Below are 26087 nucleotides of genomic sequence, written 5' to 3' on the forward strand. Positions count from 1 at the left end.
TCCTGTTATTGGTAGGATCCACCGCGCAGCACGGCGATAAAGCGGTTCAAAAAGGCGTCTGAATCGGCATCAAGGCATACGTCCAGGTTCGGCTGGCGCTGCAAACGGTTTTGGAAATCGCACACCGTCTGCCCGTCGCACAGCTCGCTCCGGGTCTCCACATCGACGTATAGACGCTCCGTCCGAACCAGCTCGGGCCAAATAGCGGCGCCGACCGCCAAAGGGTCATGCATGGCGCAGGCCCGGACCCCGTTGCGCTCATAGTAGCGCTCCATGTAATCGGATGTGCTCTGGCGCACGTAACCAGCGATCTCCGAGGAGCCGAGCGCATCGATGTGCGCGCTGGTCAGCAGTGCCTTGCGTGTCACGTCGAGTCCGACCAGCGTCAGGGACGGGAATCCGGCCTGAAAGACCAGGCGCGCCGCTTCCGGATCGACATGGATGTTGTATTCCGCTGTCGGCGTAATGTTGCCGTGCGTACGGACCGCACCGCCCATGACGACCAGCTCCTTGATATCGTGGACCAGGCCCGGATGCTTGGCGAGGGCAAGAGCCACATTCGTGAGCGGCCCGGTAGCGATGAGCGTAATTTCGCCGGGATAGCGCTTGGCCTGCTCCACGATGAAATCAGGCCCGAACGTATTCGGGTCGGTCCGGTCGGCAGGCTGCATGTCCAAGAGGGCGCCGCCCAATCCGTCCTCGCCGTGCACGCGGTGCTCAAACAGACGGTCCCGCAGGAGCGGCCGGGATGCCCCGGGATAGACCGAGATGGACGCCGGCGCCTTGATGAAGTCCAATATTTTGCATGTGTTCAGGGTTGCAGTCTCCAGCGACACGTTGCCGTTGACCGTCGAGATCCCAAGCACGTCTAGCTCGCCGCTGCGGACGGCCAGCATAATTCCGAGCGCGTCGTCAATACCGGTATCGACATCCAGGATGGCTTTCTTCACATGGATTCCCCTTTCAAAATGAAAGATGTGCTGCCTTGTATCCAGGCAGCGGTGAATAAAAAGCAGGGGCGGGCAGCCCCTGCTGAATCATAACCCCGTAAGGCTGCTTATATTTACAAAAAAAGGCTTGGCGTTACTTCGTCACTTCACGGTTGAAACGGTCCGTCCAGCTCTTCAGGTTTTTGTTGACGAACGCCATGTCCAGCTTTTGCAGCTTCTCAACGACGCTGGAGCCGTACGTTACGGCAGCGGCTTCCTCTGCGCTGAGGCTGACATTGCGGTTGGCAGGAGAGTCGACCTTGGCTTTAGCCGCTTTTTCCTGAACTTCCTGGCTAAGCTGCCAGTTGATGAAGTCTTCGGCCAGTTCTTTGTTTTTGCTTCCTTTGACGACGTTCAGCGTATTGACGATGGCGTACGCGCCTTCCGACGGCGTTACGAATTCAACGTTCGGGTCGGCCTTCTTCAGGTCGCCGAGATACATTTGCATGATCGGTCCTGCAGCGGCTTCGCCTTGCGTGAACATGTTGATGAACTCGGACGTCTGGCTGTAGTATTTCACGACGCTCGGATTGAGCTCGGCCAGTTTGCCAAATGCCTTATCTTCATTGAATTCCGTGCTTCCAGCTACCTTGGAAGCGGCGTCGACCATCATCGGACCGCTGGTGGACGTAATGCTCGGCATCGTTACTTTGCCTTTCAGCTCCGGCTTCCACAAGTCAGCCCAGGAGGATATCGTCGTTCCGGCTGCCTTCTGGTCATAAGCGATACCCAATTGGCCAATCGTGTAGGCCGGACCGTAATCTTCGCCGTTTGGCGCTTTGGCGATATCATAGAGCGAGTCAAGATTGCTCAGCCGGCTGCGGTCGATCTTTTCGAAGGCTCCCGCTTCAATGCCCTGCTGTGCGTAGTAATCCGACAGATAGACGACATCGACGTCGGAGCTGCCCTGCAAAATTTTGCTCAGGCGGTCGGCGTTGTTGCCGGTTTCCAGGACGATTTTCACATTGTGCTCTTTTTCGAATGGGGCATACACTTCTTTATTGTAGAAATCCTCGGCAAATCCCCAGGTTGATACGACCAGCTTCTTCTGACCGCCGGACGATCCGCCGGAGCTGCTGTCTTCGCCGCCTCCGTTTCCGCATCCCGCAAGTACCAGCGCTGCCAGCGTGCAAGTCATGAGTCCTTTAATCCATGGTTTCTTCACAATCGATTCACTCCTGTAATGGTTTATTTTTTATTTGTTTTTCTGCTGCAGGCCGTATGCCGGGCTTCCGCCGCCGGGAAATTTTTTCTCTGCTGTATATGATTGTTTTTCCCTGCAGGACGGTTGTTGTATCCCCCTTTTGAATAGACATTTTGGCATGTCACAAGAAAAATCAAACAAATTCTATAACTAAATCTATAAACTAAAAAAAGAAAAGCACTCTAGGTAGAAGAAAATCTCTAACTAGAGCGCTTTTCAATGTAAACAAAGAATAGCGGCATCCGTTCTTGTTACGGTTCGGCCAGTCCTTAAGATAAATCAAAAGAAAAGGGCCGTGTCATTCCGGTTGTGACATTATGATGTTCGTGACTGCCCACTGCGTGGCGGGATCATAATCCCGAAGGAGAACCTCGATGTTTAGTCCCAGTTCCTCTTCCAGTCGAGATTTCAGCTTCTTCTTATAAATCATCGACATGTAAAAATCGACCTCGTATTTCAAAGCCGGAACCTCGCCCTCGAGTACAGTGGAGCGGGGAGACCGACGGTGTCTGGCATACAAGGTAATCGCATCGGACTGAATGCTTGTCTTCAATAAAGAAGTACCAAAGCCGAACAGCTCCTTGGAAACTTCATTATATACCTGACTCAGCTTCTGCTTGAATTCGTTGGAATCTAAATGAACCATTGGTCACCTACAAACGGTTGATTATTTTGGTGATGAGGAGTTCAGATAGGTCTATATTACATAAAAAAAGAGTTTTTTGCAATACCATCGTTCGGGTTTTGTCGATTTTTGCTGATAAATTAATGTCATAAATGATTTGAATTGAATCCATTCACGAACTTTTCAACCCATGTCAGGTTTGATTGACTGCTTCGAAACGAAAAATACGGTTAAAAAAGGATCAATTATAATACGGCCAGCCGCTTGAATCCCAATACAGATCGCTGACCAGCAGCTTGGGAGCGCCGTTCTCGGCTGCGCTGTAAGCGTGGCGTGCGATGATGCTGATGCCTTCGATGTCCTGTCCGCCGGGACCGGCCCAAGCGCTGTTTCCGCTGTCGATGACCGACGCGCCGCCGTTTTTCATGTCGGTTCCGTTTTTGTCAACGTAAGGCCCGAGAATGCTCTTCGAGCGATGAAATCAGGCTACGTGCCGCACTTGCTCAGCAAATTTTGAATCGATGGAAAAGAATGTTATCCTACCTGTACATCAAAATTTCCATGTTTTGAAGGAGGTCATCCGATGAAAGTCATCAACAGCTCTGTGTCCGCCATTCTGCTCTGTGCTGCCGTTTCCGGCTGCTCCGCTGCGTCGGATGAACAACAAGGGCAAGGAAGCTCTGCTCATAACGGTGCAGTAACAGAAGGCTCTGCAGCCGACGTTCAAGCCCTGTTCACGAGCGAAGGCGAACGTCCGGAGAAAGCGATCGTACAGCTCATCAAGGAGGCCAAATCCTCGCTGGATATTGCCGTATACAGCATCAGCTACGAGCCGGTTGTGACGGCCATCATCGATGCGGCGGACCGCGGGGTTCGGGTACGACTGATTACGGACCGGGCGCATGCGGAAGAAAAAGGGAAACAGAAGAAAGCGCTGAAGCGGATCCGGGAAGCCAGCGTTCCGGTCAAGGTGAATGCGCATGAAGGGAAGATGCATCTGAAAATGCTGATTGCGGATCAAAGCCGGGTGGAGGCTGGATCGATGAATTATTTGGAGTCCTCTGCCCAGGAAAATGACGACGTCGTGCTGATTATCAAGGATGCGGCCGTTGCCGCCAAGTTTGAGCAGGCGTTCAGCCATCTGTGGGACGATGCCGATCGTTTCACGGACTGGAGCGGGTGATATGTCAGAGGTCAGAACATTTTTTGAATTGTAACTTACTTTTTTACAGTTAGTATGATATGATAACTTCATAGTAAGTTGGAAATTTATACATACGGAGGCGAACAGCATGACGTCCTTTACAGACCTTGTCAAAGCAAGAAGATCCGCCAATAAATTCGACCCGAGCGTAACCATCAGCCCGCAGGAGCTGGACGACATGTTCAACCTCGTCAAATTTGCACCCTCGGCCTTCAACCTGCAGCACGCTCACTACGTTCCAGTCATCGATCCAACGAAGAAGGAACAGGTGCATGAAGCAGCATTCAAGCAGTACAAAGTGTTAACGAGCTCGGCCGTCATCGCCGTATTGGGCGATCTTGAAGCCTACAATAATGTGGGACCGATCAACGAAGGGTTGCTCAGCCTTGGCGTTATCGACCATCGCGAATTTGAGGAGACGGTCAGCAGCGTAACAGACATGTATGAAAGCAGAGGGGACACGTTCAAGCGGGATGAGGCCATCCGGAACGCCAGCTTGTCCGCAATGCTGTTTATGCTGATCGCCAAGGACCGGGGCTGGGACACCTGCCCAATGATCGGATTTGATCCGGAAGCGCTGCGGAAGGTGCTGAACATTCCGGACCGGTATGTGCCGGCCATGCTGATTACGATCGGCAAGGAGGATACGGGCAGACAGAGACCGCGCGGCTACCGGAAGCCGGTGGCGGAGTTTGTGACGTACGACGGGTTTAACTGATTAAAAAAGAAGCGGCTGCCGTTCCAACGTTTTTTACGGTAAGTTCATGCAATTATTCATAAAGTAGTGTCAAGCCAAAGCCCTCTCCGGTATGCGGGAGGGCTTTTTCGTTTGCAATCCTTTGCTTATACGCTGTCATTCCCTGGATGCAGGCGGGGAGATCATATCAATAAAATGCCGCGCCGCCTGGGACAGGTGGTGCTCCTTCAGCCAGATCAAAGCATACGGCGATGACAAGTCCGGGTCCGCGATTTTCGCAACCTGGACATCATGGCTGGCATGAAGCTTTACGATCGTCTCAGGGACGACCGCCGCCCCGAAGCCGCTCGACACTAAAGATAGCAGCAGGGGAATGTCCGAGCATTCGGCGATGATCCTGGGCTCAAAACGGTGCTTCGCGCAGGCCATCAGGACGGTGTAGTGGACGCCGAGTCCTTCCGTGCTCGGAAGGATTAGGGGGTAGTTTCGAATCTGCTCAAGCGGGATTTCCGGAGCAAGAGGCTGTGGGATAAGCTGCCTGGATGCCATCAGATAAAAGGGCTCTGTATTCAAATGAAGCACCGAGAACTCGTCCAGCGCAAGCGGAAGACGGATGATCGCAAGCTCAAGCACCCTGCTCTTGACCATGCTGCACAGCTGGGCGGATTCGTTCTGCTGGATTTTGTAGGTGACCTGCGGATAGTTCTCCTTGAACCGCATCAGCGTATCGGGGAGGCCCACCGACGACAGTGTGTTGATGCCGATGCGGAGTACCCCTTTAAAGCCGCTGCCGATCTCCTGAACCTCGGTCTTGGCTTCGTCCATCAGCTGCAGCAGCTTCAGGGCGTAGCTGTACAGTGCCTTGCCCGCTTCGGTCAGCTCCAGATGCTTGCCGCTCCGCTCCACAAGCGCCGATCCAAGCTCGTCCTCCAGTGCTTTTAACTGCTGGCTCAGCGGAGGCTGTGACATGTGCAGCCTTCGGGCTGCGGCGGAAATCTGCTTTTCCTCTACGATGATCGTAAAATACCTCAGCTGTCTGATATCCATGGGTCATCCCTCCAGTCATTTCTGCTCAATGTATATATAAAACCTTTGCATTTCAAATATTATAAATATTTTTCATATATCAAATCCCATGTTAGCATACGGGATATGAGGCAGGAAAGTCTGCGCTGCTATCGCAGGACGACCAAAGGAGGAAGGGCTTGATGGAACATTCATCATTATGGCTGACTCATGTCCGGCTGGAGACCGGCTGGCGTTACGAAGGAGAGGCTGTCAGCGGCACGGAAACCGCATTGTACCATATCCGCATTTCCGAGGGGAGCATCGCCGAAATCCGGCCGGCGGATGTGCTGCCGGAGGACGGCTTTCCCCACACGGACATGGGCGGGGCGTTGATGCTTCCGGCGATGCGGGACATGCATATTCATTTGGACAAAACGTATTACGGCGGCCCATGGAAAGCACCGGGACCGGCGCCTAAAGGCATCTTCTCCCGGATCGAGGAGGAGGAAAAGCTGCTGCCCAAGCTGCTGCCGACGGCGCAGCATCGGGCGGAGCGGCTTATCGAGCTGCTGCTTGCGTCCGGGACGACGCATTTTCGCACCCACTGCAACATCGATCCGGTTGTCGGGCTGAACAATCTGGAAGCGACGCTGCGTGCGGCCGAGACCTATAAGGACCGCGCCACCTTCGAGATCGTGGCGTTTCCGCAGCACGGGCTGCTGCGAAGCCAAGCGGCCGGCCTGGTGCGGGAGGCGCTGCGCAGCGGGGCTTCCCTGGCAGGCGGCGTCGATCCGGCTACCGTGGACGGCGACATCGAGAAGTCGCTGAACACGATGATGGAGCTCGCCGTGGAGGCGGACGCCGGGGTCGACCTGCATCTGCACGATCCGGGCCACCTGGGCGTGTTTACGATCCAGCGCCTCGCGGATCTGACCGAGCAGGCCGGATGGCAGGGCAGAGTCACGGTCAGCCACGCGCTGGCGCTGGCGGACATTCCGCCGGAGGAGGCGGCTGCAGTAGCCGCCCGGATGGCGGACCTTGGCATCTCGGTCACGTCGTCCGTACCGCTCGGGCGGACGATTCCGATCCCGATGCTGGCGAAGCAGGGGGTTCGGGTGGAGCTGGGGCATGACAGCATCACCGATCATTGGTCCCCGTTCGGCAAAGGGGACAGCCTGGAGAAGGCCGGAACGCTTGCCGAACGTTTCGGATGGGGCAGTGAGGCGGCGCTTGGCGCCAGCCTCGGCTTTGTGACCGGCGGACGGACCCCGCTGAACGGGGAGGGCCGCCGGGTGTGGCCGATGCCAGGGGACGAGGCCAGCGCCGTCTTTGTGGACGCCAGCTGCTCGGCGGAAGCCGTGGCAAGGCGGGCAGCGAGGAAAGCTCTGCTGCATCGGGGCAAACCCGTTTTCGGTATGAAATAGACATGATGGCGTGACTTCTTTGAATTTCTTTTACCCCACAGAATGAACTAAATACAATGTGAAACTTTTAGTTCAATCTATAGAATAGAAAGGATGTTGATATTGATGCAATCAGCTCTTTGGCTAACCAATGTCCGCCTGGAGAGCGGACTCCAAACCGATAACGGCGTGGTGATCGGCACAGAAACGGAGCTGTGCCATCTCCTGATCCGGGACGGCAAGATCGCGGATAAAGTTCCGGCGAATCAGGCGATTACGGACGATCTGCCGCGACTGGACGCCAAGTCGAATCTGGCACTTCCTTCTTTTATCGAGAAGCACTGCCATCTGGACAAGACGCTGCTTGGTTCCAAGTGGCAGCCGGTTACGCCGGCAAAGCATATTTTTGACCGGCTGGACGAGGAAAAGCGCCTGCATGCGGAGCATGCCGTTTCCATCGCTGAGCGGGCCTCCCTGTATCTGGAGACGGCATTGCGGTCCGGAGTTACTCACGTCCGGACCCATGTGGACATTTACCCGGAGGCCGGCCTCAAGCAAATGGAAGAGGTGCAGAAGGCGCTGCAGGCATTTGATAGCAAGCTGACGTATGAAATCGTCGCTTTTCCGCAGCAGGGGCTCCTGCGCTCGCAGTCTGCCGAGCTGGTGCGGGAAGCGCTGCGCAGCGGGGCTTCGCTCGTCGGCGGGGTTGATCCGGCGACGGTCGACGGGGATGTGGAACAATCCCTGCGGACGATGGTGGAGCTTGCGGCCTCCGAAGGCGCGGGGATCGACCTGCATCTGCACGACCCGGATCATCTCGGGTTGTTTACGCTGAAGCGTCTGGCCAGCCTCACCCGGGAAGCCGGTCTGGCGGGCAAGGTCGCTGTCAGCCATGCGTTCTGCCTCGGCGACATTTCCGCCGGGCAGGCCGAAGCGGCTGCAGACATGCTGGCGGAAGCCGGGATCGGCATCATCACGAGCGTGCCGATGAACCGCAAGTTTCCGCCTGTACGCCTGCTGCAAGGCAGGGGCGTATCCGTGTCGGTTGGCTGCGACAACGTCTTTGACGTATGGTCGCCGTTTGGCACCGGCGACATTCTCGAGCGCGCCGGCCGCCTCGCCGAAATCTCCGGCTGGGTGAACGAGCAGGCGCTCGCGCAGGGCCTGCAGTACATCACGGGCGGAGTAACGCCGCTTGATGCCGAAGGCCGCCAGGCTTGGCCGAGGATCGGCGACGAAGCGAGCCTTGCGCTGGTCGACGCGTCGTGCTCGGCCGAAGCGGTCGCCCGCAAATCACCCCGGGTGGCTACATTGTTCCGGGGGAGCGTCGTAGCCGGAGCGCTGGACTGAAGCAGTATGTCGGGCCGGTCCTTGCCGTGCCGCAGGACTGACTGAAGCCAAATAGACAGCCGGGCTCTGCGGGCCGGGGGACAAACATGAAAGCCGTCAGCCTCTGCGATGCAGGGTGGACGGCTTTTTTGTGCTTGCGGTCTGGCGCTTGAGGGATCTGCCGACAGGTGGGATGATTTCGCTTATCTAAATTAGGTCTTGCAACAAAACGCAGGGTTTTCTATAATCAAGACAGCATTAAATGGAACTATGTTTCATTGTATGAAACATATCATCGAGAAGGTAGCAGGGTGCAAGTCCGTGGTTCGATGCGAGGCATGATCTAACGATGCTAAAGGAGCGTGAAGTATGATGAGCAGTGACAGCAAGGCAAGATTCTCAAACCGGGTGGAGAACTACGTCAAGTACCGTCCAAGCTATCCTGCGGAGGCGGTGGATTACCTTTACTCCGTGGTCGGCATGACGGCCGATTCGGTGATTGCCGATATCGGTGCGGGTACCGGCATTTTCTCCAAGCTCCTGCTGGAGCGGGGCAGCAACGTTATCGCGGTGGAGCCAAATGCAGCTATGCGGGAAGCGGCGGAGCAAGAGCTCGGCGGGTCGCCGAATTACCGCTCGCACGCCAGCGCTGCGGAAGATACCGGGTTGCCTGCGGACGCGGTCGATTTTATCGTTTGCGCCCAATCGTTTCATTGGTTTGACCGTCCGGCCGCACAGGCGGAGTTTCACCGGATCCTGAAGCCCGGCGGTAAAGCCGTCCTGATCTGGAACTCCCGGCTCACGAGCGGCACGCCTTTTCTGGAGGGATACGAGCAGCTGCTGAAGCAGTACAGTAAGGATTATGAGAAAATGACCCACAAAAACATTTCCGGAGCGCAGCTGCAGCCGTTTTTCCGGGATGGAGGCATGCACACCGCGGTATTTGGCAACCGTCAGCTGTTTAATGTGGAGGAGCTGATTGGCAGGGCCATGTCGTCTTCCTATGTGCCGGCCGAGGGCGAGCCGAACCACACGCAGATGAAGCAGGGACTGCAAGAGCTGTTTGAGCGGACCCAGGTGGACGGGAAGGTCAGCTTCGATTACGAAACGGAATTGTACTGGGGTGAAGTGTAGCACACGATCGATCCGGTCCGGAAATGCGAAATGCCGCGGGTACCTGGCTAACTGCAGGGCTCCGCGGCTTTTTGCTATATTTAGAGGTTGTTCAAGATCATACGCGGGGCCGCTTCATGTAAACCCAGCTCGATGGCATACGGCTCCAAGCCTCAAGGATGCTTGCGGATGATTGAATCATCCTCTTCCATGAAGGGCCACGCCGGATATTCGATCGGCAGCCGGCTCACCTCATCCAGACGGGCCAGCTCGTCATCCGTCAGCACGATGCCGCTGGCTTCGAGATTGTCCTGCAGCTGATCCGGCCGCTTGGCGCCGACGATTACGCTGGTTACCGCCGGCTGGTTCAGCACCCAGGCTAGGGCGATGCGGGCCACGGTGGACTCACGATTCTTTGCGATGTCCTCCAGCACGTCGATGATGGAGTACGCCTTTTCCAAATCTACCGGCGGAAAAGCAAACTTGGTGTGCCGGTCATCAGTATTTCCGGTGCGCGTGCGGGTGTATTTTCCCGACAGAAAGCCGCCGGCAAGCGGGCTCCATACGAGCAGGCCCATGTTCTGATCCTTCAGAACGGGAATGATCTCCCTTTCGATGTCACGACCGGCCAGCGAATAGTAGGACTGGCTGCTTTTAAAAGCATGCAGGCCAAGTTCTCTGGAAATGCCCCGGGCTTTCATCAGCTCCCAGCCGGTCATATTGGAAGAGCCAATGTAGCGGACTTTGCCGCTGCGGACCAGGTCGTCCAGCGCCCGCAGCGTTTCTTCCCAATCGGTCAGCTGGTCCGGGTTATGGATTTGATACAGGTCGATGTAGTCTGTGCCGAGCCGTTTCAGGCTTTCCTCGACCTGGCGCATAATATGCAGTCTGGACAAGCCGAGGTCGTTCGGGCCACTGCCCGTACGCCCCCTCACCTTGGTGGCGATAATGACGTCCTGCCGCTTCGCCCCAAGCGCTTTGCCGAGAATTTCCTCTGAGCGTCCGCCGGCGTAAATGTTGGAGGTATCAAAAAAGTTGACCCCCGCGTCGAGCGCCTGCCACATAAGATGCGCAGCGTCCTGCTCTCCCAGCCCGCCGAAAACGCCCCATTGTCCGCCGCCGCCAAACGTCATAGCTCCCAGCCCGATCTCCGATACCAGCACACCAGTATTTCCCAACAAATTGTATTTCATTTTTTATCCCTCCAGGTTTTGTTTTAAGAGATCAGAATGTAAGCTTCAGTGGTCATACCATCTTGATCTCGCAAGAAAAACTTCCACCAAACGCGTTCTTTCTTTTGCGAATGTACGTCGATAGATGTTTTTGTTAAGAGATCAGAATGTAAGCTTCAGTGGTCATCCATCTTGATCTCGCAAGAAAAACTTCCGCTAAAGGCAGTCTGTCTTCTGTGAATGTACGTCGATGAATGTTTTTGTTATATTGATGGAGACGGGGAAACCCGATCAAAGACGCAAAAGTGCGGGAATTTTTTTAAAAAAAATTATATTAAACGCAGGATAGATACCAAAAAGCCGTGTACTACGGGGAAGGAGATGTCATAATGCAGGATAGACCAGCACAGGAAAAGGGATATGAACCGAAGCAGGTACACACAGCCGTGAACCATTCCGTGATGACGGAAGACCAGGCCGGATACACGGATGCAGCAGGATGGAAGGCCAATGGCTGCCAGCCGGCGATCACGCCGGAAATGCTGTGGGATCAATATCACGAGCCGATTTCCGCTTTCGTCGCGCGCCGGACGAATCGCCACCCCTATACCGAAGATATCGTGCAGACGGTCTTCATGAAGGCTTACCTGCACCTGCCGGAACTGCAGGACCCGGATCGGCTCAGGGCCTGGCTGTATCAGATTGCCCGGAATGCGGTGACAGATCACTTCCGCAAGGAGAGAGTGTTGGATGAACTTCCGGAGCAGCTGCCAAGCGTTGCGGAAGAGGACAGCGAAGACTACTCGCAGGAGGCGATCTGCGGGATGAAAGGCGTTATCCCTTACCTCCCCGATAAGTACCGGGTGGCCGTCGAGCTCTCCGAACTAAAGGGCATGTCGCAGAAGGAACTGAGCGAACGGCTGGGCATCTCCTATTCGGGGGCCAAATCGAGGGTCCAGCGGGGCCGGGAATTGGTGCGGGAGCTGATGAACAGCTGCTGCACGATCCGAACCGACAGGTACGGTAACATCATCGATTATCGCGTGAATCTGCCCAAGCCGGTCGTCTACGGAAGGGTTGCCAAGAAGCCGGCACGGCGAAAAGCATCGACCCGGGCGGAGCGTTAACGGTTTTGAGTGGGTCAGCGAATGTTGTTATTACCTTCGTTGTAAGGAACACGTCACAATAATGAGTGGCGTGTTTTTTGATTTGAAGGGATATTTTACCATGGTGTCGAATCATACAAGGATTTGCCTAAATATGACATGACAAAGAGGGGTTATGAACTTGAACGTAACATGGAAAAGAAGGCTGTCCACGATTGCGCTGGGCGCCTTGATGATGGGTACCGTCCCGACTTTCGGCCATCAGACGGCTTCTGCCGACGGGGCTCAGCAGCTGCAGATTAAAGACATCGCCGGCAAAAATACGTATCTGATGAGTGACGGCTCAATGTGGTCCATGGTCGACGGAAACCGGACCATCTATACGAAAGGCTCGGTCGAAGAGATTTCGGGTAACGTGTACGAAGGCTTGGGCATTACGCGTGACGGCCGGTTGGTTGAATGGGATATCGGCATGAAGCCGCATGTGGTCGAGGGGAAAAGCGGAATCAAGCAGGTGTCCGGGCCGTACCGGCTTCAGGCCGATGGTACCGTCTGGGACGGTGACAGCAGCAAGCTGAAGAATCTTAGCGGCATAGCGCTGATTGGTTACGGGGAGAAGGATTTTGCCGCGTTGACCCAGAGCGGAGAGCTGTTGTTCAAGGATCCGTACAAGACCGATCAATACAAAAAAGTCGGAACCGTAAACAATGCCGCATCGGTCAAGTCGATGGCCGTGCATGATGACCGCGTCGCTCTGCTGTACACAGGTGGAGAAGTCGTGGTCTATCAAATGTCGAACTTTGACGACAATGGCCGGGTTATCCCGGTAACCATTGCTACTGATGCGGTACATATTTCTTATGTTTCCGCAGAACCAACTGACGTGCTGATCGTGACTCGCAAGGATGGAACCGTATGGCAGACGGGAGAATACTCCAACCGCTGGAAGCTGACCACGCAGGTTCAGGGGCTGAGCAACGTGGTCAAGACGGCGGTAGATACGTATAAGGATGACTTGGCCGAAGGCATTTACGCGCAGCGTGCCGACGGGACGTGGGTCATCAGCAAGGACGGCGAGGTCCAGCCGTTGGAGGTGCCTGCCGTTAAGGCGGTGTCCATGTCCGTCTCCGATAAGAAGCCGTATGTTGGCGATACGGTACAGGTCGATATTCAAGAGACGTATACCAACGGGGCCAAGCTGAAGGTGCCTCTGAAGGAAGCGCAGCTTGAGATGGACAAGCCTTACCTGCTGAAAGTGCAGCCTGACGGCAAGCTGAAAGCGGCCGGCGTAGGCGAGACGAAGCTGACGGTGACTTCTGGCAGCGTCTCCTCCAGCGTGACGGTGACGGTCAGCCTCCGCGATCCGTTGAAATATGCCAAACAGGTCAAGGGAACCGTATATCTTCCGGCCAAAACGGTGTTCAAGGCGCTGGGAGGTACGGCTGAGGTATCGGGCGGAAATTGGAACGCTGCTCTCGGGGATGCGAAGCTGTCATTTAAGGCCGGCAGTCAGGCAGCCCAATTTAACGGCAGTAATCTGACATTAAAAGCATCGCCAATCATCGACAAAGGCGAAACGTACATCCCTGCCTCCCTGCTTGCCGATACGCTGGGGGCCAAGGTCACCTGGGATGCCAAATGGCGGCAGGCCGAAGTTGCAATCGGTCAGGGCAAGATGACGATCGTCTCCCAAGACACTGCGGGCTTGATCAAGAAAGCAATGCAGGGCAGTCTGGCCAAATTCATCGGGAAAACGTATTGGGTGAACGACTTTGATGGCTGGGAACGGTTCTCCAAAGTCACGGTGACGGATGTTCTTCCCACAGACACCGGAAGCTTTGTCGTCGTTTTCAAATCGGCTGCTGGAAAAACGCTGAAGAGCTACGCCATGAATACGTCGGAAGTGACGCAGTTGTTTGCCGACTCGACGTACTTTTTGAAATATGATCCCTATACAAAGTATAAATGGTCATCTTCCGTCTGGAGCCAGATTAAGGCGGGCAATGTAACGCTTGGCATGACCAAGGAGCAGGTGCTGCTGTCATGGGGAAATCCTGCCGCTAAAGATATCCAGTCCGTGAACGGAACGAAGATCGAGACCTGGGGCTGGTCCAATTACGATGTTGTCTCTTTCATTGATGGCAAGGTTTCATTAATCATCATGTAACGGCTGGAACAGCAATCATTTGAGCCGCCAGTCCATTTACATATACCGGCGCCGGGTATACCCGGTGACCGGTTTTTTTAGATCGTGTCACAGGAAAAATAAACTGCGGCTTGCCATGGGAAAAATGCCGTGCTACAATACTGACTGAACGTTCGGTATATATATGTATTGGAGTGAGCGTGATGAACCAGAAGCAGATGCAAAGCGAACAGACGAAGAGAAAAATTGCAGATGCCGCACATGCGCTGTTTGTTCAAAAGGGTTATAAAGCGACCTCGATCGAAGATATCGTGGCCGCGACCGGGAGCAGCAAAGGCAACATCTACTATCACTTCAAGAGCAAGGAAGGCTTGTTCCTTCACCTGCTCGAAGAATGGGACCGCGAATGGGAACTGAACTGGAAGCAAAACGAGCACTTGTATAAGACCACTACCGAGAAGCTGTATGCCGTGGCGGAGCAGTTGGCGGCTGACGACTTGAACCATCCGCTCACGAAGGCAGCCGATGAATTTTTTCATAACGAAGAAAAGACATCCGAAGTGGAATCCCGTATGGCCGAGATGAAGGTCAAGCATTTGGCGTTTAATCAGAACCTGCTGCAGGAAGGAATCGACCGCGGCGAATTCATGCCGGGCGATGCGGAGCGGCTCGCGGCCGTGCTGGAGGCGATCTTGCTCGGCGCCAATCAGCTGTCGCGCAGATTAAACCCTGAGAAGACGACCCTGCTGTACCGGGATGCCGTCACTGTTTTTTTGAACGGAGTGGCGACGGATAAGCAAGCAAAAGAACGATAGCGGAGAATGGTCTTCGTTATCTCACGCCATAATACATAACGAACGTTCAGTATACATGCTGAATTTGCTTACGGAGGCTTTTTTATGTCGCTGCTAGTTAGAAACCGGGGAGCCATTCTGCTCCTCATGCTAAACAACTTCATTATTTTTACGGGCATCGGACTTATCATTCCAATTATGCCGAGTTATATGAATCTGCTGCATATTAACGGAAGCGTGCTGGGCCTGCTGGTCGCGGCCTTTTCCATTACGCAGCTCGTCTTTTCTCCGATCGCCGGAAGGCTGTCGGACTCTATCGGCCGCAAAAAGGTCATCCTGGCCGGACTGCTGCTGTTCGCCGTGTCGGAATGGTTGTTCGGTGCCTCCAGCACGCTGCCATTTCTGTTCCTGGCGAGAATGCTGGGCGGGGTGAGTGCGGCTTTGGTTATGCCAGCCGTCATGGCCTATACCGCTGACGTCACCAGTGAGGAAGAGCGCGGGAAAGGGATGGGCTTCATCAACGCTGCCATTACGACCGGTTTTATCATCGGACCCGGCATCGGCGGCTATCTTGCCGAATATGGCATTCGGGTTCCTTTCTACGCTGCCGCGGTCGGCGGGCTGCTGGCCATGGCGGTTACCGCGTTCTTCCTGCGGGAGGTGCCGAAAGCCGCGCAGACCAGCGACGGATCGGATAGCAAGATGGCACCGGCCGGATTGCTGCGCCAGCTGGCAGGTGCCTACCGGGCCCCTTATTTTATCAGTCTGATCGTCGTGTTTGTCGCTTCGTTCGGACTCGCCAATTTCGAGACGGTGTTTGGGCTGTTTGTCGATCATAAATTCGGCTTTACGCCTAAGGATATCGCCTTTATCATTACGTTCGGCTCGGTCTGCGGGGCGGTGGTGCAGATAACCATCTTCGGCTGGATCCTGAACCGGTTCGGAGAGAAAAGAGTCATCACGCTCAGCATTTTCGTATCGATCCTCTTTATTATTTTCACACTGCTTGTGCATACGTTCTGGCTTATGGTCGCGGTGACCTTCGTTCTGTTTCTGGCGATGGATATTTTGCGCCCGGCCATCGGGACGCAGATGTCCAAGTTTGCCAACGAGGAGCAGGGTTATGTGGCGGGGCTGAACTCCGCGTTTACGAGCCTTGGCAACATTATCGGCCCGATCATTGCGGGGGCGCTGTTTGACATGAATGTGAATTATCCGTACATTCTCGCGAGCATCGTGCTGGTGTTCGGATTCCTGCTGTCCTTCAAGTCCCGGGAAACGCAGTATGAGCTGGAGTCCAGATCGGTGCGTTAATTCAGAAACAGGTTAGAATGATAAATAAATAAACACCGGAATATTATGATGAAAAATCCTCCGAGCCCTATGGGGCCCGGAGGATTTTTTTTTGCGTCTATTAGCGGAATAAAGCCGCAAGTCATGGCCATGGTCCCTGTGAATCCGCAAAGTCTCTAAGCTTGCGGGCAGACAACGGCCATCCATGAGCAGGCAGCCACTCGCCGCATCAGCTTGTCGGGGCAAGGTTGCGCAGCAGCGGGTGCAGTCCGGGCAGCGCTTCGCACTGCCGGATCGCTTCCGCCGCGAGTCCAGCGATTTCCCGGGCGCCCCGGTCCGAGAAGTGCGTGTCGTCGGCGATCCCATCGGGATAATTGGGATGGGACCCGGCGGGCAGATGCATAAACAGATGCTTCGACTCCTCCTGGCCCATCCGGTGATACAGCTGCTGGGAAGCTGCGAACAGGTCGAGCAGAGGCACACCGGCCTCCCGCGCGGTTTCGCGCATCGCCTCGGGGTAAGGGCCGACAGCGTCGGGATCCGGCAGTCCCTCCGCCGTGAACCGGCGGCGGCTGACGGAAGTCAGCAGCACGGGGATGGCGCCGCGCGAGCGGGCCGATTCGATAAACCGCTTCAGATTGGCGCGGTATTCCCCGCCGGGAGCAGGATCCGCGAAGCGTGAAGGATCTTCCTGCTTCTGATCGTTGTGGCCGAACTGGATGAACACGTAGTCGCCGGGCTGAAGCTCGTTCTCCACGGCGGCCCAGCGGCCCTCGGCGATAAAAGAGCGGGTGCTGCGCCCGTTGATCGCCCGGTTATCTACCCGGATCGCCGGATCCAGGTGCTGCTGGAGGTATTCGCCCCAGCCGGTCATGGGTTTCTCGATGGCGCCCTTCAGGGCGGCCGTGGAATCGCCGACGATATACAGCGTCATGGTCATAGAACGGAGTCCTCCCTTTCTTTTACCAGAAACCAAAAAGTGGTCTGGCGGCATGGCTTGAGGTGGTTATCGCTCAGCAATGCCTCACGCTCATGCTTAGGAGCGCAGCGCCTCGGGTATGCCGAGCTCCTTGAAGCCGAAATATCGCTCCGCGTTGCCGTAGGCGATATCTTCCACGATTTGTCCGAGCAGCGCCTCATCGTCAGGCGCTTCCCCGCGCTCGGCCCACTCGCCGATCAGCTCGCACAGCACGCGGCGGAAGTATTCGTGCCGGGTATAGGAAAGGAAGCTGCGGGAGTCGGTCAGCATGCCGACGAAGTTGGCCAGCAGGCTGTTGTCGGCGAGCAGGGTGAGCTGATGACGCATGCCGCTGCGCGTGTCGTTGTACCACCATCCGGAACCGAGCTGGAATTTGCCGGCCGTATCCTTTTGATAACAGCCCATCAGGGTCAGCAGGACGGGATAGTCGTTCGGGTTGAGCGAATACAGAATCGTCTTCGGCAGGCCCTGGCCGCATTCGGCACGGTCGAGCAGCCGGGACAGCGGGCCGGCCAGCGGCAGGTCGTTCAGGGCGTCATACCCGGTGTCAGGCCCCAGACGCTTGAACATCGGCGTATTGTTGTTGCGGAAGGCATGGATATGCAGCTGCATCGTCCAGTTTTTGCTATGGTACAGTCCGATCAGCGCGCTCAGCAGCTCCGTGCGGTAAACGGTGATTTCCTCCAGGGAGAGCGTCTCGCCGGCCACCCTTTTCGCAAAAATGCGCTCCAGCTCTTCCGCGCTGCCCTCCTGATAGCGCAGCACATCGATCGCATGGTCCGAGAGGCGGCAGTCCTTCTCATGGAAAAAGTCGATCCGCTGCTTCAGAGCATCCAGCAGTTCGGCATACGTCGTGACCTGCTGGCCTGCGGCTTGCGCAAGGCGCTCCAGCCAATCGGTAAAACCGGGAGCGTCGATGTTCAGCGCCTTATCGGGGCGGAAGGCCGGGAACACGCGGAAGCTGGTGTCCTCTTTTTTCAGCAGCTGGTGGTATTCCAGCGAATCGGCCGGATCATCGGTCGTGCAGACGACCTTGACGCCCGAATTTTTGATGATGTTCCGCCGCCTGAAATCGTCCGTCGCCAGTTTGGCGTTCACCTGTTCCCAAATCCGCGGGGCGGATTCTTCGTTCAGGAGCTCGGTAATGCCGAAGAAGCGGCGCAGCTCCAGATGGGTCCAGCTGTACAGCGGATTGCCTACCGTTTTCGGGACGGTCCGGGCCCATGCTAGAAACTTGTCGTAATCGGAAGCGTCGCCAGTTATATGGGATTCCGGGATGCCGTTCGCCCGCATCAGCCGCCATTTGTAGTGGTCCCCGGCGAGCCAGGCTTCGGTCAGGTTGCGGAAGTTCTGGTTGTCATAGATTTCCTTGGGGTCGAGGTGACAGTGATAATCGATGATCGGCATGTCTTTGGCATGCTGATGAAACAGCTTGCGGGCGGTATCGGTCGTCAGCAGAAAATCGTCGTTCAAGAACATGGTCCACAGCTCCTTTGGATACAATCGAAATGGATTTAATCGTCCAGTGACATCACAGGGTAACCCCGGTTTTAAAAATGGCCAGCTCCCGTACGTCGTTTTGCTCGTTCCGCGTTGGTTGGCCGCTCGCCACCTGGATCAGGTAAGCGATAAATTCCTCCAGCACTTCCTCCATCGGACGGTCCAGCAGCGAGCCGGCGTTAAAATCCATCCAGTGCTTTTTCTTGTTGTACAGGTCATGGTTGGTGGCGATTTTGACGGTCGGGACGAAGCTGCCAAACGGCGTGCCCCGTCCGGTCGTGAACAGCACGAGTTGGCAGTCCGCTGCGGCGAGAGCGGAGGACGCGACCAGATCGTTGCCCGGCGCCTGCAGCAGGCTGAGTCCCTTCTTGCGAAGCTTCTCGCCGTACTGCAGCACGTCGACAACCGGGGCGGTGCCGGCCTTCTGCGTACAGCCGAGCGATTTGTCCTCCAGCGTGCTGATGCCGCCGGCCTTATTGCCTGGGGACGGATTCTCGTACACCGGCTCCCCGTAGGACATGAAATACTGCTTGAAGTCGTTGATCAGCGAGGTGATGCTCTCGAAGACCTCGCGGCTTTCGGCGCGGGCCATCAGCATCCGCTCGGCGCCGAACATCTCAGGCACCTCGGTCAGGATCGTGGATCCGCCCTGCGAGATAAGGAAATCGGAGAAGGCGCCGAGCAGCGGGTTGGCCGTAATGCCGGAGAAGCCGTCGGAGCCGCCGCATTTGAGGCCGACGTTCAGCTCGCTGAGCGGGATCGGCTCGCGCTTGTCGAGGCTTGCGGCTTCATACAGCTCTTCGAGCAGGGCCATGCCGGCTTCGACCTCGTCGCCGACCTCCTGTGCCACGAGGAATTTGACGCGGGACTCGTCGTAGTCTCCGAGCAGTTCACGGAACTCGGTGACGATGTTGTTCTCGCACCCGAGACCAAACACGAGCACGCCGCCGGCATTGGGATGATGGACCGCGTCCAGCAGGATGCTGCGGGTCTGGCGGTGGTCGTCGCCCAACTGCGAGCAGCCGTACGGATGCTTCAGGATCGTGACATTGTCAAAGGGACCGAGGTCCGGGTGGACGGCCTTGAATTCCTGCAGGATCAGCTCGGCCACACCGTTCACGCAGCCGACGGTCGGAACGATGTACAGGTCGTTGCGGATCCCAGCCTTGCCATTGGCCCGCCGGTATCCTTGAAAGGTGAGGCCCCGGTTCGGGTAGGAAATCGGGTGAAGGTCCGGCTGGTATTCGTATTCTTCCTCACCGTCCAGGTTGGTCCGGAGATTATGCGTATGCACCCAATCGCCAGGAGCGATCGCGGAAACCGCATGGCCGATCGGATACCCGTATTTGATCACCATGTCACCCGGGCGAATCGCCGTCAGGGCGATTTTGTGGCCCTGCGGGATCTCCTGGAGTGCCTCGAGCTTCGCACCGTCTATTTCCAGCGGTTCCCCGGCCTGAATCGGCCGGAGGGCAACGGCGACGCTGTCCCGCGGGTTCAGTTTCATCAATGATTTCATGTCAATCCTCCTCAGGTCAGTTGATGGAGCGAGGCCCGGACGCCTTCGCGTTCCAGCAGGCCGATATGCTCCCTAAGCAGTGCTTCAAGACCCGGAACTGCCGTTAAATCCATGCCCCACAGCCGTTCTTCCTTCAGAATGCCGGGAACGAACGATTCAGGGTCGATCCAGTTCCGATCAAATGCCTCCAGCACTTCCGGCACATCGCGGCGGGCGACCTGGTCGCCGCGGTAGGTCAGGAGGAGTGCGGCGAAGGAGAGGACGAGCAGGCGGGGAAGCTTCCCCTGGGTCTGCTGGTAACGGATCAGCACCGGCAGCAGGCGCGCCGTGAATTTCGAAATGCTGTTCAGCGAAATCGATGCCAACTCATGCCGGATCAGCGGGTTGTTGAACCGCTCTCGGATAGCCGCCGCGTAATCGAGCAGCTCGGCCCGCGGCAGCTTCAGCACCGGCAGGATTTCGTCTTCCATCAGCTCCTGGACGAAGCGGCCCAAATCGCTATCCTTCATCACGTCCTCGACCGTTTCAAGTCCGGCAAGGAGGCCCAGGGGCACCATGGCCGTATGCGGGCCGTTGAGAAGGTGAACCTTGCGCTCGCGGTAAGGCGACAGGTCATCCGTGACGATGACGTTCAGCCCGGCTTCGGCAAGGGGAAGCTTCTCCCGCAGCCACGCCGGCCCTTCGATCACCCACAGATGATAGGGCTCGGCACTGACCATGAAGGGATCTTCATAGCCGAGCTTCTGCTCCAGGGCGTCCGCCTGATCCCGCGGGTACCCCGGAACGATGCGGTCTACCAGGCAGGAGCAGAACGTGTTGGCTTCCGTGACCCAGGCGGCAAAAGCATCGCCAAGCTGCCAGTCGGCGGCATGCTGCAGCACGGAGCGGAGCAGCTTCTCGCCGCTGTCCTCGATCAGCTCGCAGGGGAGGATGATAAAGCCGGCTTTGCCGAGCTGGAACCGCCTGTAGAGCAGCTCCGTCAATTTGGCGGGAAAGCTGGAATGCGGAGCGTCCTCCTGGCGCAGGCCGGCCTCATAAACAATGCCGGCTTCGGTCGTGTTGGAGGTGATAAACTCGAGTTCGTCCTGCTCGGCTAGTTTCAAGTAGGCCTCATAATCCGTATAGGGATTGATGACCCGGCTGACGGTGGCGATAACTTCGCTTGAGTTAACCAGCTGTCCTTGAAGCCGCCCTTTAAGCAGTACGGTGTATAAGCCGTCCTGCTCCATGAGCGAAGTGCTCTTGCCATGTGCGGTCGGCTGCACAACGACGGCGCTTCCGTTAAATAATCCCTTCAGATTCATCTGCTGCATCTGCCAGTTTACGAAAGCCCGCATAAAGTTGCCGCCGCCAAACTGGATCATGCGCTCGGGCAGGGCGGGGAGATCGGGAAGCAGGCTGCGGGAAAGACGTGATGTCATACGTATTTCAAGCCTCCTTTAGAGATGGATGGACATAATGCACACGTTAACATTTTGATGTAAAAAAATCATGTTTGAAATGACGGCCTCGAAAAAATCGAGGGCATTACAGCTGTCCCTTATATGTGACAGCCGCAACGCTTTGCCGTACGATCAGCTCCGTCTGGACAAACAGCTGTTCCGGCGCCGAGTCCGGCTGCTCGAGCCGCTCGATCAGCTTCGTGGTGCCGAGCTTGCTGATATCGGCAATCGGCTTGCGGATCGTTGTCAGCGGTGGGTACGTATACTGCGAGAACAAAATATCGTCGAACCCGATCAGCGACAGCTGTCCGGGAAGCGCGACGCCCCGCGCGTAGCAGGCGTTCAGCGCGCCGATGGCCATATCGTCGTTCGAGATGAAGACCAGGGTCGGCGGATCGGACAGCGAGAGCAGCGACATCATGGCGTTATAGCCGCTTTCGACCCCGTAGTCCCCGGCGGTGAAATAGTCCGGAACCAGCGGGAGGCGGTGGGCGATCAGACTGTCCATAAATCCCTGCTTCCGCTCCGTTGTCGACTTGAAGCCGGCCTTGCCTTCAATGATGGCGATCTTCCGGTGACCGAGGCCGATGCCGTAATCCAGCGCCTCCCGGACGCCTTCGCGGTCATTGGCGACCACGTTCAGAATGCCGGGGTCATCCAGCTGGCGGTTCAGGACGACGAAGGGGATGCCGGTCTGCTTCAGGTGATAAATGAAAGCATTGTCCGCTTCGCTCTGGCTCATGACGAGCACGCCGTCGAAACGCCTTGGCGTTATAGCATCATAGTGCCGGATGCTGTCGATCCCGTGGACCGTAAGGCTGTAGTTCTCGTCGAGCACCTGATGAATGCCCTTGATGGCGTCCACGAGAAAGCTGGCCGAAGTTCCCTGGTCGATGCTGGAGAAGAACAGGCCGATCGTGTAGGACTTCTTCATGACCAGGCTCTTGGCGCTGTAATTGGGAATGTAGTTAAGTTCGGCGGCGATGCGTTCAATGCGGTCGCGGGTTTCCTTCTTGATGAGCGGGTTGCCGTTCAGCGCCCTGGAAACGGTCGTATGCGATACCCCCGCAACGCGCGCAATGTCTTTAATCGTAATCATATGACCTCGTGACAAGAAATATTTGTTAACGGTTTCAGTTTAAGTTCAGACAGGGTTCAAGTCAATACGATTCCGAAAAAATGCACACGTGAATCATATTGTCAACCCAATCATGAAAACGCTATAATTGGAAACAAGAACGGGCTAAAGGAGCATCACAATGAAAAAAGGCCGCATGTTTTATAAAACGTTTATTCCCATTCTGGTCCTTGGGATCGGACTGGTCGTCAGTTTTGGCAGCTACATTTATATCAATACGACCCACTCGGTGATCGACCGGGTGGCGGGCAGCAAGCAGAGCTTTATTACCCAGACCAAAAATTCGCTTGAGCAGAAAATCCAGACGATCGAATACGCCTTTAATACATACAGCACGACGAGCTCGTTTGATGCCGTCGTAAAAAGGCCGATCACGGAACAGGATTTCGAAGAATACCGGAACGTCAATACACAGCTGAACTATATCGCCACGATGGGCCTGGAAGGGACCGAATATTCGCTCATCAGCCTCGTGCAGAATTGGCAGATTACGAGCGGAAAGCTGTCCTATTTGACGGAGGCCGACCGGCGCAAGCTGTACGAGGCCTACATCGATAACAAAGACAAAGGGCTGTTCTGGATCAAAACGGATGACGGCATCCGTTTCGTGAACACGCTGCCGGTCTTTTCCAAGCAAAAGCAGGCGATCGCCCTTTCAGATATTTCCCGGTCCACGCTCGACCGGATCTTGAAGACCGAGGACAATGCACCGGTCATCATTTTAAACAAACAGGGTGAGCTGATGTACGAGACCGATCCCGACAAGCAGCTGCTGTCCGCTGACCAGCTTGTCCGCATCGTCCAGTCGGCCGGGGAAGATCACCGGGCCGGCAGGCTGAAGGTGACGGCATCCGGGCGCCAGTCGGCCGAAGCGATCTATGCAAAATCCAGCTACAACAATTGGATCTATGTGACGCTGCTGGACCAGAAGGAAATTTCCGGCGCGCTGAAGACGACCAAATACGGGATTATGCTGATGGTGGCCGTCATTACGCTGCTGATCATCGTGGTGGCTTACGGCATCTCCGTTTATTTCACGAAGCCGATCCGCCAAATCCAGCGCAGCCTGCCGCGCAGTTCCCATTTGCCGTACAAGAACGAAATCGAAGGCATCCTTCATTCCATCGACACGATCGTCACCGAGAAGAAAAACCTGGAGAGCATGATGGAAGCCGAGCTGCCCCAGCTGGAAACGCAGCTGATCCTGAACCTGTTCCGGAACCGGGTGTCCCCGGAGGAGCTGGAGCGGATGCTGCCGCGGTTCGGGTATCCGGAACTGACGCAGCCGTCGTTCGTCGCGATGCTGATCCAGATGGACAGTTACGGCGGCCGGGAGGCGTCGGACCGGGATATGCTCCTGCTTGCCATCAACAAAATGGTCGAAGAAGTCGTGCCGAAGGAAGGGCGCATGCTGCCGATTATTTTAAACGACAACACGCAGGCGACCATCCTGACGTTTACGAACCAGGAGGAACAGGAGATACGCAGACAGGTGCTCTCCTATTCGAAAACGATTATGATAACGGCGCGCGATTATTTGAACTGCTCCGTGAGTTTCGGCATCAGCAAGACGTACCGGCATCTGTGGGAGAGCAAAGAGGCTTGCGAAATGAGTAAGCAGGCGCTCCGGCACCGGCTTAATCTGGGCAAAGAATCGATCATTTTCTATGAAGACATCGAGACGGTCGTCTCGGGTCCGGTGCTTTTGCATTATCCGACGGAGCTGGAAACCCAGCTGTTCGACGCGATCCGGCTGGGCGACGAGGAGCAGGTCCCTCGGGCACTGTATCCGCTGCTGGCCGAGATGATGAAGAAGAACAAAAACTCGATGAATTTTGAAGTCGCCCTGGTGCGTTTCGTCAACAACCTGATCCAACTGGAGCAGCTGCTCGGCGTAGAGGTGCTGCTGACGCAGGACAATCACGCGCTGTACCACCGCCTGCTCGATATCCGCAACCCGGAAGAGATCGAGCGGATCCTCGTGGAGGAGGTCATCTCGCCGATGGTGCGCAGCATGAAGGAGAAGACCAACCGCCAGTTCCGTTCCCTCGCCGAGAAGATCGCCACGATCGTCCGCACGGAGTACGACCAGGAATTGTCCCTGGAATGGATCAGCGACCGGCTTCATTATAATCCGAACTATTTAAGCAGCATTTTTAAAAAGGAGTTTGGCATGACGTTCAGCGAGTATCTGATGAATTACCGGCTGGAGATGGCCAAGAAATGGCTGATTGAGACGGACATGACGATCAAGGAAATCGCCGAGCGGCTCCAGTACCACAATCCGCAAAACTTCATCCGGTCCTTCCGCAAGAAGGAACTCGTGACGCCGGGAAATTACCGCAAGGTCAAGCAGGCTCAGTAAAAAAACAAAGTCTTGTTATTCCGTCCGGGCTGCTTTCTTGAGCGGAATGCAAGACTTTGCTGTTCGTTACCCTTTGACCGAGCCGAGCAGCGCCCCTTTGACAAAATGCTTCTGCACGAACGGATACGCGATCAGCATCGGTACGGTCGCGATGACGATGACCGCCATTTTGATGGTCTGCGCCGGCGGAACGACATCCACGGACGTCCCTTCGGCCTGCATACCGCTGGAGACGATAACGATTTGGCGGAGCAGCACCTGGATCGGCCATTTGGTCGAATCCGTCATGTACAGGATCGCATTCATATAAGTGTTCCAGTAAGCAACCGCATAGAACAGTGAGATGGTAGCGATCGATGGCAGGGCGAGCGGAAGCATAATTTTGAAGAAAACGCCGAAATCGTTGCATCCGTCAATTTTGGCCGATTCCTCGAGCGCGTCCGGAAGCGCCTGGAAAAAGTTTCTCATAATAATCAGGTTAAACGCGTTAATGGCGACCGGAAGGATGAGAGACCAGTAGGAGTCGATCAGGCCGAGACTTTTTACGACCAGGAACGTCGGGATCATGCCGCCGCTGAACAGCATGGAGAATACGACGATGAAGTTGACGAAGCCCCGGCCGTAGAGATATCTCCTGGACAGGCCATAGGCCATGAGCGCCGTCAGGATCATGCTGACGATCGTGCCTACTACGGTGATCCCGATCGATACCCCCAGCCCTTTAAAAATCGTAGGCGTCGATAAAATGTACTTATAAGCATCGAGAGAGAACGTCGTCGGGAACAGAATGAATTTTTTGGCGACCACTTCCTGGGTGGAAGCGAAGGAGCTCGCAATCACGTTTACAAAAGGCAGCAGGCAAATGAGGGCAATCAGAATGAGCAGGAGGCTGTTTACGACGGTAAACAGGCGGCTGCCGAAAGACTCTTTTCTACGCAAAGCTGTGGATGGTGTCATACGCGGGTATCCTCCTTGTAATCGTTTACAGTTAGACTGTACCAAGCGCACCAGGTTACGTATATAATCAGCTCCTGAGGTGTTGTCCGGCAGGGGGGAGAGCG

Annotated in this window: 22 protein-coding genes; 10 read left to right on the forward strand and 12 right to left on the reverse strand. The window is 55.9% G+C overall.

All coding sequences use genetic code 11. The features are described 5' to 3' along the window. Positions 1-5: 5 nt before the first annotated feature. The 4 genes from ABID47_RS09725 to ABID47_RS09740 all read right to left on the reverse strand — a co-directional run bounded on the left by ABID47_RS09725 (position 6) and on the right by ABID47_RS09740 (position 3245). Positions 6-950, reverse strand: a complete 945-nt coding sequence (locus ABID47_RS09725; protein WP_354496233.1) for a nucleoside hydrolase — start codon at positions 948-950, stop codon at positions 6-8. A 133-nt stretch (positions 951-1083) separates the two neighbouring features. Beyond that, positions 1084-2127, reverse strand: coding sequence for an ABC transporter substrate-binding protein (locus ABID47_RS09730; RefSeq protein ID WP_354497278.1), 1044 nt, complete (start codon positions 2125-2127; stop codon positions 1084-1086). 364 nt (positions 2128-2491) lie between these two features. Continuing rightward, a complete protein-coding gene (locus ABID47_RS09735) occupies positions 2492-2839 on the reverse strand; it encodes a Na-translocating system protein MpsC family protein (RefSeq protein ID WP_076170354.1) in 348 nt (115 codons plus the stop codon). Positions 2840-3059: 220 nt separating this feature from the next. Then, complete coding sequence (locus ABID47_RS09740; RefSeq protein ID WP_435530601.1) at positions 3060-3245, reverse strand: hypothetical protein; 186 nt, start codon at positions 3243-3245, stop codon at positions 3060-3062. A 156-nt stretch (positions 3246-3401) separates the two neighbouring features. On the opposite strand from ABID47_RS09740, the gene ABID47_RS09745 reads away from it, so the two are divergent. Beyond that, the gene (locus ABID47_RS09745; protein WP_354496235.1) at positions 3402-4001 is read left to right on the forward strand and encodes a phospholipase D-like domain-containing protein; all 600 of its coding nucleotides are present in this window, start codon (positions 3402-3404) and stop codon (positions 3999-4001) included. Positions 4002-4110: 109 nt separating this feature from the next. Next, positions 4111-4740, forward strand: a complete 630-nt coding sequence (locus tag ABID47_RS09750; protein ID WP_354496237.1) for a nitroreductase family protein — start codon at positions 4111-4113, stop codon at positions 4738-4740. A 135-nt stretch (positions 4741-4875) separates the two neighbouring features. Here the strand turns inward: ABID47_RS09750 and ABID47_RS09755 are convergent, their stop codons facing one another. Then, positions 4876-5766 carry a LysR family transcriptional regulator gene (locus ABID47_RS09755; RefSeq protein WP_354496239.1) on the reverse strand — a complete coding sequence of 297 codons (891 nt, stop codon included), beginning with the start codon at positions 5764-5766 and terminating at the stop codon, positions 4876-4878. Between the two features lie 161 nt (positions 5767-5927). Here ABID47_RS09755 and ABID47_RS09760 point away from each other — a divergent pair, with 161 nt between their 5' ends. From ABID47_RS09760 to ABID47_RS09770, 3 genes are all read left to right on the forward strand, one after another. Beyond that, a complete protein-coding gene (locus tag ABID47_RS09760) occupies positions 5928-7151 on the forward strand; it encodes an amidohydrolase (protein WP_354496241.1) in 1224 nt (407 codons plus the stop codon). A 105-nt stretch (positions 7152-7256) separates the two neighbouring features. Then, positions 7257-8480 carry an amidohydrolase gene (locus ABID47_RS09765; protein ID WP_354496243.1) on the forward strand — a complete coding sequence of 408 codons (1224 nt, stop codon included), beginning with the start codon at positions 7257-7259 and terminating at the stop codon, positions 8478-8480. A gap of 348 nt (positions 8481-8828) precedes the next feature. After that, a complete protein-coding gene (locus ABID47_RS09770; protein WP_354496245.1) occupies positions 8829-9593 on the forward strand; it encodes a class I SAM-dependent methyltransferase in 765 nt (254 codons plus the stop codon). Positions 9594-9745: 152 nt separating this feature from the next. Here the strand turns inward: ABID47_RS09770 and ABID47_RS09775 are convergent, their stop codons facing one another. Continuing rightward, positions 9746-10765: an aldo/keto reductase gene (locus tag ABID47_RS09775; protein ID WP_354496247.1), complete on the reverse strand. Its 1020-nt coding sequence runs from the start codon at positions 10763-10765 to the stop codon at positions 9746-9748. A gap of 368 nt (positions 10766-11133) precedes the next feature. On the opposite strand from ABID47_RS09775, the gene sigZ reads away from it, so the two are divergent. The 4 genes from sigZ (at position 11134) to ABID47_RS09795 (ending at position 16104) form a co-directional block, all read left to right on the forward strand. After that, positions 11134-11871 (forward strand): RNA polymerase sigma factor SigZ, encoded by a 738-nt coding sequence (gene sigZ / locus ABID47_RS09780; RefSeq protein WP_354496249.1) that lies wholly within the window; start codon positions 11134-11136, stop codon positions 11869-11871. Positions 11872-12031: 160 nt separating this feature from the next. Continuing rightward, positions 12032-14017, forward strand: coding sequence for a copper amine oxidase N-terminal domain-containing protein (locus tag ABID47_RS09785; RefSeq protein WP_354496251.1), 1986 nt, complete (start codon positions 12032-12034; stop codon positions 14015-14017). A gap of 182 nt (positions 14018-14199) precedes the next feature. Beyond that, a complete protein-coding gene (locus ABID47_RS09790; protein ID WP_354496253.1) occupies positions 14200-14811 on the forward strand; it encodes a TetR/AcrR family transcriptional regulator in 612 nt (203 codons plus the stop codon). An 84-nt stretch (positions 14812-14895) separates the two neighbouring features. Continuing rightward, positions 14896-16104 carry an MFS transporter gene (locus tag ABID47_RS09795; protein ID WP_354496255.1) on the forward strand — a complete coding sequence of 403 codons (1209 nt, stop codon included), beginning with the start codon at positions 14896-14898 and terminating at the stop codon, positions 16102-16104. A 208-nt stretch (positions 16105-16312) separates the two neighbouring features. Here the strand turns inward: ABID47_RS09795 and ABID47_RS09800 are convergent, their stop codons facing one another. The 5 genes from ABID47_RS09800 to ABID47_RS09820 all read right to left on the reverse strand — a co-directional run bounded on the left by ABID47_RS09800 (position 16313) and on the right by ABID47_RS09820 (position 22622). Continuing rightward, positions 16313-17023, reverse strand: coding sequence for a rhamnogalacturonan acetylesterase (locus ABID47_RS09800; protein ID WP_354496257.1), 711 nt, complete (start codon positions 17021-17023; stop codon positions 16313-16315). Positions 17024-17119: 96 nt separating this feature from the next. After that, positions 17120-18541 carry a glucuronate isomerase gene (uxaC, locus tag ABID47_RS09805; protein ID WP_354496259.1) on the reverse strand — a complete coding sequence of 474 codons (1422 nt, stop codon included), beginning with the start codon at positions 18539-18541 and terminating at the stop codon, positions 17120-17122. Positions 18542-18593: 52 nt separating this feature from the next. Continuing rightward, positions 18594-20081 carry a UxaA family hydrolase gene (locus ABID47_RS09810; protein ID WP_354496261.1) on the reverse strand — a complete coding sequence of 496 codons (1488 nt, stop codon included), beginning with the start codon at positions 20079-20081 and terminating at the stop codon, positions 18594-18596. Between the two features lie 11 nt (positions 20082-20092). Continuing rightward, positions 20093-21502: a tagaturonate reductase gene (locus ABID47_RS09815; protein WP_354496263.1), complete on the reverse strand. Its 1410-nt coding sequence runs from the start codon at positions 21500-21502 to the stop codon at positions 20093-20095. A gap of 106 nt (positions 21503-21608) precedes the next feature. After that, positions 21609-22622 carry a LacI family DNA-binding transcriptional regulator gene (locus tag ABID47_RS09820; protein ID WP_354496265.1) on the reverse strand — a complete coding sequence of 338 codons (1014 nt, stop codon included), beginning with the start codon at positions 22620-22622 and terminating at the stop codon, positions 21609-21611. A gap of 160 nt (positions 22623-22782) precedes the next feature. Here ABID47_RS09820 and ABID47_RS09825 point away from each other — a divergent pair, with 160 nt between their 5' ends. Beyond that, the gene (locus ABID47_RS09825) at positions 22783-25026 is read left to right on the forward strand and encodes an AraC family transcriptional regulator (protein WP_354496267.1); all 2244 of its coding nucleotides are present in this window, start codon (positions 22783-22785) and stop codon (positions 25024-25026) included. Positions 25027-25092: 66 nt separating this feature from the next. Here ABID47_RS09825 and ABID47_RS09830 read toward each other — a convergent pair whose 3' ends face one another. Beyond that, positions 25093-25983: a carbohydrate ABC transporter permease gene (locus tag ABID47_RS09830; RefSeq protein ID WP_076170336.1), complete on the reverse strand. Its 891-nt coding sequence runs from the start codon at positions 25981-25983 to the stop codon at positions 25093-25095. Positions 25984-26087 lie beyond the last annotated feature (104 nt).

The sequence above is a fragment of the Paenibacillus favisporus genome (assembly GCF_040545415.1).
Lineage (GTDB): Bacteria > Bacillota > Bacilli > Paenibacillales > Paenibacillaceae > Paenibacillus_AQ > Paenibacillus_AQ favisporus.

Bases quoted from the DNA above. Each gene is read 5' to 3' on its own strand.
- ABID47_RS09770 (WP_354496245.1), top strand. From the start codon at position 8,829: ATGATGAGCAGTGACAGCAAGGCAAGATTCTCAAACCGGGTGGAGAAC.
- ABID47_RS09800 (WP_354496257.1), bottom strand. From the start codon at position 17,023: ATGACCATGACGCTGTATATCGTCGGCGATTCCACGGCCGCCCTGAAG.
- ABID47_RS09735 (WP_076170354.1), bottom strand. From the start codon at position 2,839: ATGGTTCATTTAGATTCCAACGAATTCAAGCAGAAGCTGAGTCAGGTA.
- ABID47_RS09810 (WP_354496261.1), bottom strand. From the start codon at position 20,081: ATGAAATCATTGATGAAACTGAACCCGCGGGACAGCGTCGCCGTTGCC.
- uxaC (WP_354496259.1), bottom strand. From the start codon at position 18,541: ATGTTCTTGAACGACGATTTTCTGCTGACGACCGATACCGCCCGCAAG.
- ABID47_RS09755 (WP_354496239.1), bottom strand. From the start codon at position 5,766: ATGGATATCAGACAGCTGAGGTATTTTACGATCATCGTAGAGGAAAAG.
- ABID47_RS09750 (WP_354496237.1), top strand. From the start codon at position 4,111: ATGACGTCCTTTACAGACCTTGTCAAAGCAAGAAGATCCGCCAATAAA.
- ABID47_RS09740 (WP_435530601.1), bottom strand. From the start codon at position 3,245: ATGAAAAACGGCGGCGCGTCGGTCATCGACAGCGGAAACAGCGCTTGG.
- ABID47_RS09825 (WP_354496267.1), top strand. From the start codon at position 22,783: ATGAAAAAAGGCCGCATGTTTTATAAAACGTTTATTCCCATTCTGGTC.
- ABID47_RS09795 (WP_354496255.1), top strand. From the start codon at position 14,896: ATGTCGCTGCTAGTTAGAAACCGGGGAGCCATTCTGCTCCTCATGCTA.
- ABID47_RS09830 (WP_076170336.1), bottom strand. From the start codon at position 25,983: ATGACACCATCCACAGCTTTGCGTAGAAAAGAGTCTTTCGGCAGCCGC.
- ABID47_RS09775 (WP_354496247.1), bottom strand. From the start codon at position 10,765: ATGAAATACAATTTGTTGGGAAATACTGGTGTGCTGGTATCGGAGATC.
- ABID47_RS09730 (WP_354497278.1), bottom strand. From the start codon at position 2,127: ATGACTTGCACGCTGGCAGCGCTGGTACTTGCGGGATGCGGAAACGGA.
- ABID47_RS09745 (WP_354496235.1), top strand. From the start codon at position 3,402: ATGAAAGTCATCAACAGCTCTGTGTCCGCCATTCTGCTCTGTGCTGCC.
- sigZ (WP_354496249.1), top strand. From the start codon at position 11,134: ATGCAGGATAGACCAGCACAGGAAAAGGGATATGAACCGAAGCAGGTA.
- ABID47_RS09790 (WP_354496253.1), top strand. From the start codon at position 14,200: ATGAACCAGAAGCAGATGCAAAGCGAACAGACGAAGAGAAAAATTGCA.
- ABID47_RS09760 (WP_354496241.1), top strand. From the start codon at position 5,928: ATGGAACATTCATCATTATGGCTGACTCATGTCCGGCTGGAGACCGGC.
- ABID47_RS09765 (WP_354496243.1), top strand. From the start codon at position 7,257: ATGCAATCAGCTCTTTGGCTAACCAATGTCCGCCTGGAGAGCGGACTC.
- ABID47_RS09815 (WP_354496263.1), bottom strand. From the start codon at position 21,502: ATGACATCACGTCTTTCCCGCAGCCTGCTTCCCGATCTCCCCGCCCTG.
- ABID47_RS09820 (WP_354496265.1), bottom strand. From the start codon at position 22,622: ATGATTACGATTAAAGACATTGCGCGCGTTGCGGGGGTATCGCATACG.